The 7,547-nt window shown below is 61.1% G+C and carries 6 protein-coding genes, 1 tRNA gene and 1 pseudogene; 4 read left to right on the top strand and 4 right to left on the bottom strand.

From position 1 onward, the window contains the following. The coding region (locus RJQ10_RS08110; RefSeq protein WP_350145429.1) for an aspartate kinase at positions 1–1,173 on the top strand (1,173 nt) is incomplete at its 5' end. Positions 1,174–1,284: 111 nt separating this feature from the next. Next, positions 1,285–1,485, top strand: a complete 201-nt coding sequence (csrA, locus tag RJQ10_RS08105; RefSeq protein ID WP_350145427.1) for a carbon storage regulator CsrA — start codon at positions 1,285–1,287, stop codon at positions 1,483–1,485. A 30-nt stretch (positions 1,486–1,515) separates the two neighbouring features. Here csrA and RJQ10_RS08100 read toward each other — a convergent pair whose 3' ends face one another. Together RJQ10_RS08100 and RJQ10_RS08095 are read right to left on the bottom strand one after the other, a co-directional pair. Beyond that, positions 1,516–2,670 carry an aminotransferase class V-fold PLP-dependent enzyme gene (locus RJQ10_RS08100; RefSeq protein WP_350145425.1) on the bottom strand — a complete coding sequence of 385 codons (1,155 nt, stop codon included), beginning with the start codon at positions 2,668–2,670 and terminating at the stop codon, positions 1,516–1,518. Next, positions 2,667–3,845 carry a PrnB family protein gene (locus RJQ10_RS08095; RefSeq protein ID WP_350145423.1) on the bottom strand — a complete coding sequence of 393 codons (1,179 nt, stop codon included), beginning with the start codon at positions 3,843–3,845 and terminating at the stop codon, positions 2,667–2,669. Before RJQ10_RS08095 ends, RJQ10_RS08100 begins: the two co-directional genes overlap by 4 nt. A gap of 134 nt (positions 3,846–3,979) precedes the next feature. On the opposite strand from RJQ10_RS08095, the gene RJQ10_RS08090 reads away from it, so the two are divergent. Both RJQ10_RS08090 and RJQ10_RS08085 read left to right on the top strand, forming a co-directional pair. Then, positions 3,980–4,462: an Lrp/AsnC family transcriptional regulator gene (locus RJQ10_RS08090; protein WP_350145421.1), complete on the top strand. Its 483-nt coding sequence runs from the start codon at positions 3,980–3,982 to the stop codon at positions 4,460–4,462. 103 nt (positions 4,463–4,565) lie between these two features. After that, positions 4,566–4,655, top strand: a tRNA-Ser gene (locus RJQ10_RS08085). Positions 4,656–4,909: 254 nt separating this feature from the next. Here RJQ10_RS08085 and RJQ10_RS08080 read toward each other — a convergent pair. Then, positions 4,910–5,959 (bottom strand): annotated as a pseudogene (locus tag RJQ10_RS08080) (nucleotidyl transferase AbiEii/AbiGii toxin family protein). Beyond that, a complete protein-coding gene (locus RJQ10_RS08075) occupies positions 5,952–6,548 on the bottom strand; it encodes a DUF6088 family protein (protein ID WP_350145419.1) in 597 nt (198 codons plus the stop codon). The pseudogene RJQ10_RS08080 and the gene RJQ10_RS08075 overlap by 8 nt, the downstream one beginning before the upstream one ends. Between the last annotated feature and the right edge of the window lie 999 nt (positions 6,549–7,547).

Here is a 7,547-nt window from a genome sequence, read left to right as displayed (position 1 = left end):
GACAAGGTGGCCCGTTTCCGCGCTGAAGGGCACCAGCTGGTGGTCGTCGTATCCGCCATGAGCGGCGAGACCAACCGCCTGCTGGGTCTGGCCCACGACATCCAGGAGCAGCCCTCCGCGCGGGAGATGGACGTCCTGCTCTCCACCGGCGAGCAGGTCACCACGGCATTGCTGAGCATGGCGCTGCACCAGCGCGGGGTCGCCGCCAAGTCCTACACTGGCAGCCAGGTGCGCATTCTTACCGATGATGCCCATACCAAGGCCCGCATCCGCGAAATTGACAACCGCCGCCTGCACGCGGATCTCGACGCCGGCCAGGTGCTGGTGGTCGCCGGCTTCCAGGGCGTGGATGAAAACGGCAACATCACCACCCTGGGCCGCGGCGGCTCCGATACCACGGCGGTGGCGCTGGCGGCAGCGCTGCAGGCCGACGAGTGCCAGATCTATACCGACGTCGATGGGGTCTACACCACTGACCCCCGGGTGGTCGATGACGCCCGCCGCCTGGACCGGATCACCTTCGAGGAGATGCTGGAAATGGCCAGCATGGGCTCCAAGGTGCTGCAGATCCGCTCGGTGGAATTCGCCGGCAAATACAATGTGCCCCTGCGGGTGCTGCACAGCTTCAAGGATGGCCCCGGCACCCTGATTACCCTGGAGGATGCGTCATTGATGGAAACCCCTACTATCGCGGGCATCGCTTTCAACCGCGATGAGGCCAAGCTCACCATTCTCGGCGTCCCCGACATGCCCGGTGTGGCCTATCGCATTCTCGGCCCCGTGGGCGATGCCAATATCGAAGTGGACGTGATCGTCCAGAACGTGGCCGAGGACAACAGTACCGACTTCACCTTTACCGTGGGCCGCGCGGACCTGCCCCGGGCGTGGGAGGTGCTGGAGAAAGTGGCCGCCGAACTCAACGCCCGCGAGGTGCGTGCGGACAGCAAGATCGCCAAGGTGTCGGTTGTCGGGGTGGGCATGCGCTCCCACGCCGGTGTCGCCAGCCAGATGTTCCAGGCCCTGGCGGAAGTGGGGATCAACATCCAGATGATCACGACCTCCGAAATCAAGATCTCGGTTATCATCGAGGAGAAATTCATGGAACTGGCGGTACGGGCCCTGCATTCCGCATTCGAACTGGAAAAGCCCCCCACTGCCGAGGCTGCAGGCTGACAAGCTGGCGCGGTTGCGTTTTCCTGTATCTGAACTACAACTAACAGAGACCCGGGCGCAAGGCAGGCGCTGTTCGGTGGGGTACTGCCGGACCACAGGAGGCAAGGATTTATGCTGATATTGACCCGCAGAGTAGGTGAGTCCCTCATGGTGGGTGATGACATCACCATTACCGTGCTGGGCGTGAAAGGCAACCAGGTGCGCATCGGTGTCAACGCGCCGAAGGATGTCGCCGTGCACCGCGAGGAAATCTACAACCGGATCCAGGAGGGCGACGACGCCCCGGCCCCGGAGCAGGAAAAGGGGCCCTGAGCGGCCGTTCCTGCTGGCTACAGTTGCAGCCTAGCGGCTCTCGCCGTCGAGGCATTCCACTACCGTCTCTATCTCTTCCGGCGTGTTGTAAATATGCGGTGACAACCGCAATCCCAGCGGCCGGACATCGAAACGCACGCCGGCCTCACGCAGCTTGGCGACCACGCTGTCCTGGTCCGGCAGCGCCAGCACCAGGGTGCCACTGCGCAGGGCCGGGTCCACGGGCGCCCGCAGACAGGCCGGGTCCACCGCGTTCACGATCTTCTGCGTCAGGGCCATGTTGTGCTGGCGGACCGTAGCCACGCCGATGCGGTTCGCGAGTTCCAGCGCATGGCCGGCGACGACATAGGGCAGGATTGACGGGGTTCCGCCCCAGAACCGGGCGCTGCCAGCCGCGTACTCGAAGTGGTTGATGTCAAACTCGAAGGGTGCGCTGTGCGAAAACCAGCCGACATCCCGGGGCGCCAGCCTGGCGGCAGTCTCTGCTTCCAGCCACAGGAAACCCGCGCCGGGGCCACCGCACAACCATTTCACACAGGAGCCCAGCACCACATCCGCCTGCCATTTCCCGAGGTCGATCGGGATTACCCCCGCCGACTGCGCGATGTCGACCATGCTGAATATCTCCCGGGCGCGGCACAGTCGGGTAATGTCCTCGACCGGAATCAGTTTGCCGGAATTGAAGTGGGCGTGGGTCAGCAACACACTGTGCACATCCGGCCCCAGGGCGCGCTCCCAGACTGCCAGCTGCTGCGCATCCTCCCGGGCCGGGATCATCCGCGTCTGGAAGCCCAGGCGTTCGGCCTGCTGCAGCACAAAACCCACCGAGGGGAAGTCGTGCTCGCAGAACAGAATGACCTTGCGCCCGGGCTGCGGCGGCAGGCCGCCGATCACCTTGCCCAGGGCGCTGCTGATGTTGGTCTGCGGACAGAAGTTCTCCGCCGCGCTGTTGAACAGCCGGCCCAGCCCAGCCTGGAAGCGCGCGATGGACTCCAGCCACAGGGGCCAGGGCTCCGGGTCACCCTGTTCCCAGGGGGTCAGGAAATGCTCGCGCAGACTGGCCTCGGTGCCCAGCGGCATGCGCCCCACCGAGTGGTTCAGCAGGTAGATGTCGGGGCAGGGGGCAAAGCAATCCTGGTGCATGGGGATCTCCGGGCTGTTGTTCAGGGTGTTGTAGCGGGTCACTGTTGCAGGGCGCCGCGCAAGCGTTGCAGGTCCGCATAACGGCTGGGGATATCGTCCCGGTCGGCGGCGGCGCGCAGGTCACACAGGGTCCGCAGGCCCTTCAGCAGCACCGGCAGTGGCGGCCCGCTGGCGCTGAGGTCGGCCTTGTCCTCCAGGCCGGCGCCCTTGGCTGGCCGGGCGATAAACTTCTCCACCAGCTGCTCGTGGTGCTGCAGGGCGACCTTGCCGTGCATGGCGCAGACCTTGAGAAAGGCGCTGGCATTCTGCTGGAACCAGGGCTCGCCGGCGTGTGCCGGCAGTTCCTCCAGGAAGCTGTCCAGCAGGCTGCGCCTGCGCATGCAGTCGCGCAACAGCAACTGGTCCTCCGGGCGCATGAACAGAAACTTGTCCACCAGCAGCTGCGAATAGTAGGGGTCGTCGGCGCGACACAGGCCCAGCAGCAGGTCGATGATGTTAATCCCGGCAAAGTCCCCAGCGTTGGCACCCCGGTATTCGCGCAGGCCAACCCGATGTGGTTTGTAATAGGGCCGGATGCAGTAGAAGAAGCGATCGATATCCAGGGCCTCGAACAGGGCCGCATTGGAGTGCGCAACATCCTCCAGCGCCGTGCGCGCGGCGCACAGCAGGTCCGGAGTCACCGGGTGCGACACCCCCAACGGCAGCACGTGCAGCAGGGCTTCCGCCGCCCGAATATAGGCGAGCACCCCGCGGGTGTTGTAATCGAGGAACAGGCGCTCGTCGGCAAGGCTGGTAAAGGATTTGTAGACACCGTTCACCGCCCGGTTGTGGGTTTCCAGGTGGCTGGACGCAAAGCGGGGTATGGACCCCAGTGACGCGCCCAGCTGCATGGCCAGCGCGGACGCTTCCGTCAGCGGCGAACGCTGCTCCCGGGCGGGATCGGTGATGCCGTGGCGCCGGCAGGCCGCCATATAAAGCCCCACGTCTCCCAGCAGCTCGAAACCCTGGTCGAAGCCCTCGTCCGTATTGCCCTCCCGCAGCAGCGCGACAATGAACTCGCGCCCCTCGGCCACCAGCTGTTGCTTGATAGCGTCGCCGACGCCGTCGACGTCTTCCCGCTGTTCCCGGGCGAAATAAAGCGCTTCCAGCTCAGTATTCATGGCCCGGAAGTCGTTGCGTATCCAGGTATCGAAGGCCTGGGTCAGGGGGGTACGCATGGCCGGTTGTTCCTTCGGGGTTGTTGGAAAGGAGCATGGTAGCAGTGATGAGAAAACCGGACCTGCCAAAAATCGATGCCAAATTCTCTATCTTTGGCATAAAGTAGTCATAAAGTTTCTGATTGTAGGTGTTTATGCCAGCTTTTATCGACCGAACCGATCGGGCCATTCTCCAGGCCCTGGCGGACAATGCCCGCATCAGCAACGCCGAACTGGCGGAGCGGGTTCATCTCACGCCCACTCCCTGCCTGCGCCGGCTCCGGCGGCTGGAGGAGAGCGGCATCATCCAGGGTTACACCCTGCGTCTGGATAACGCTGCCCTCGGGCTGGGAATATCCGCCCTGATCTTCGTGCAGCTGGAACGCAACAGCCTGGACAACGCCAACTGCTTCGAGGCCGCGGTGCGGGAACTGCCCGAGGTCACGGAATGCTCGGTACTGACCGGCGGCCATGACTACCTGCTCCGCGTGACCGTCGAGGATCTCGCGCACTACGAGCGCTTCGTCAAGGAGAGTCTGGCGAGTATTCCCCAGGTGGCGAACATCGATACCCGCATCGTGCTCAAGCAAGTACTTTCCCGGAGCATGGTGCCGCTGCCCGATGCTGCCCGCCGTTGAGTTCGGGCCTTTGATTTTGCAGTCATTGTGGTATCATGCGCGCCTTCTGGAGAGGAGCGCAGCGATGAGTAACGCGCGCCCCGGAAAGCCCGGAAAAAGTTTTGGAGAGGTGGCCGAGTGGCTGAAGGCGCGCCCCTGCTAAGGGCGTATAGGGTAAAACCTATCGAGGGTTCGAATCCCTCTCTCTCCGCCATATACCTTTTAAAATCAATAAGTTACAACGCAATAGTTCAAATACCCACCAACCTACCCTGCAAAGAATAAACGCTCGGTAGCGTCTTTACAATACGCACTATGGCTGGGCTGCGGCTCTAGGCTACCCCCCACTAAAGGGGGCGTCACCGATATTCATTAAACCGTGTTGATGATGCCTGCCTGACCTCGCATGGAACTGCGAGACTCACCTGTCATGACTCTCACTATCACCGATCCAACCTCAAGCCTTTATTATTGGGCTCGACCCGGCAAAGAATTAACTGTTGCGGATTCGTTGATGGTTGCTTCGATGGCAGCACAGGCGTCCAGCAGCGCATCGAATGGAAGTGCTTTTCCAACCATAACGTCGTCAGCCATCATGGCTTCATAATCCTTGGCAAGGGCAGTTCTCGCATTACCGTCTGGAACGAGCTTCAGCTTCCCCGTCGTTGCCGCGAAATAGTCAATGATTTCGCCGTCGACGTTTTTTTCGATGAAGAAATGTGACTTGTGCTCAGCAACCGTTGAGGCAATTGCGTGATCCGATATTACAGCAGCATAATGTTCGCTACGGCTGATTGCGGCCAGGTCGTGCCAATGTCGAGCGTACTGCTCTCCGCGGAGACGGCCCTGGGCGCAGAATACGTGGGCAGCCGTCGCTTTCTCCCAGAATGTTCGAGCAAGGCTCATGACCTATGGTGATGCAGTTGGGAATTCTATCTCAGCCAGGTGCTCGGCAATGTCGCATTCTACGGATTGTATTTCGTGTGGCTCGCCAGTTGCTCTACCGCCGAATTCCATTGTGACAACCGGCGCAATATACCCGGTGCCGTTGGTGAGGGCAGGGTAGTGGAGCATCAGTATGTCGTTATCCTTGCCGCCTTGCTCAAGTTGCGATTGGAGTCTGTCTTTGGCCAGTGCTGTTTCTATGACAGGTTGAATATGGGTTGTAATCCAATCGGGTAGACGACGACGCACAGCTTTGGTCCACTTGCCGGCCTGGCTGCGACTGCGTGGCAGCTCCCCGCTTTCACCTGCCAGGTCGGGAATCAGCTTGCGGATGTCGTACGTCAGATCGATGTCTTCGGAAAACCGGTCGATGATCTTGTAGACCTTGGAAAGTGACGTGCCGCCCTTGAAGGTGAGGTCAGAGCCTATTGGCGCTTCGAATAGTGCTCGGAGTGTCCAGACCACCCAGATATCCTTTTCCAGGAGATGGGTGGGACGTCCGGTTTCGGCTCGGACGTATTCGAGAGCGTCCCGTTGGTCTTTCTGGCCGAGTTCAAAAAAACTTTCAGGCATGCGCCGCTTCCTTTCCGATGGCCTGTGCCATCCAGGAAGGCAGGGCAGCGCGAGCCGAGCTCAACGCTCTCCATTCGGCGGGGGGAAGAATGCGGCGCAGCGATGCAAGGGATGCATCGGCATGTGCCGATCCGATCCAGGCCAACGCCCGGACGGCTTCGCCGGCAGGCCGCGTTCCAAGCGCCAGCATCCAGCGGGGGGCGTGCTTGACCAGGACTTCCCCCTTGCCCAGCTTCAGCTTCCGAGTGCGACCGGACGTCAAGTAAACCTCCTTGATGGGTACCTGCTGGGTCAGGCCCAGAGCGTTAGCTGAGTTTGCGCCGTGCAGAACCACTGTTTCACCGCTTCGCTCTGCCAGTGAACGTATAACCTTTTCAGCCGCGGGTGCGCGAGTCCCAAACCTGCTTGAAACCGGGGCCACGTAGGTGCCGCGCGCCACGCGTATCAGCTTGCCTCCTTTGGTCAGCCGTGAGAACGCCTGATCAACAGCGGCTCGGCTTCCGAGATGCAGGAATTCTTTGGGCGATAGCACGCCACCCTCGGGGAGGGAGCGGGCATGTCGCAAGATGGTTTCGGGTAAGGTCCTCATTGGCTTCACCTCTACATGATGTAAGAATTCTATACGAGTTTCTGACATCATGGAACCACATTGGTTCTGTGGTCCTAGTCGAAAGGGGTTGGAGAGGTTGAGGGCTTTGGCTTCTTTGATCGCATGGAGTTTGCACCAGGGTGGTGCGTGATCGTTATGATGCCCTTGTGGACCAGCACCAAAATTCGAAGGCGGTGGAATTGGGGTTTGCTGTAGTTGGTTGTTGTAGTAGTAACTTAACTACTATAACTACAACAACCGAAAACCCGGTCCGACCTGGGCGGACTAAGTGGTGCCAGTGGCACCATAAACCCCGTCGAGAGCGGGCGGACTTTTCCGTGTTGGAGGCGTCGTACGCCATCGAGTCAAGTCGCACGGTCCTGCCATATGGCCACAAACGCCGACGGGTGGTGAAGGGGTTTCCACCTTATCGGCTGCAGCCCTCGCTGTGCTGCCCCTGGGATTACCCGAGTGCCAGGCCCGCCATCGTCACTAGCGAGCGCAGCGGGGTAGTGACGAGGGCTCCGAGCCCCGAAAGCACGCCGCCTTAAGGCCGATTTTTGGCAGGACGCGCGCGTGACCGGTTCGTAGAATACTCACCGTAGACCGAATTACCCGTGGCCACTGCGGATCAGTGGCAAAAAGAGGGGGCCCGCCCTCGACCGTCCGGTTACAACGGGCCTGTGCGTCCAGGACTGCACGCGGCGCACCGACCTCCGGGTCGGCAGTCCATTCTCCATGCCATCGACTCCGGTCGGTGCTTTTACTTAACCATCCTCGTCGTCTCCGACGCGCTCGCCAGGCCCCGCCTGCGAGTCGTCTGGGCAACGTTTTCATCCACAACGCGACAGTAGTCGCTCAACTCAAAGGAGGTGTTTATGTCACTACCATTGCTAGTCGGCCCCCTGGGGCCACCTGTGAAAAGACGACAGAGATCTACCCCAGGAGATCTGTTGTGTAGCATGTTGACAGGCGGGTGCGGGTTGTAAGGGAGTGGTG

This window comes from Haliea sp. (genome assembly GCF_040222615.1).
In the GTDB taxonomy this organism is placed as follows: Bacteria; Pseudomonadota; Gammaproteobacteria; order Pseudomonadales; family Halieaceae; genus Haliea.
This window is presented reverse-complemented; position numbering and strand designations above follow the sequence as displayed.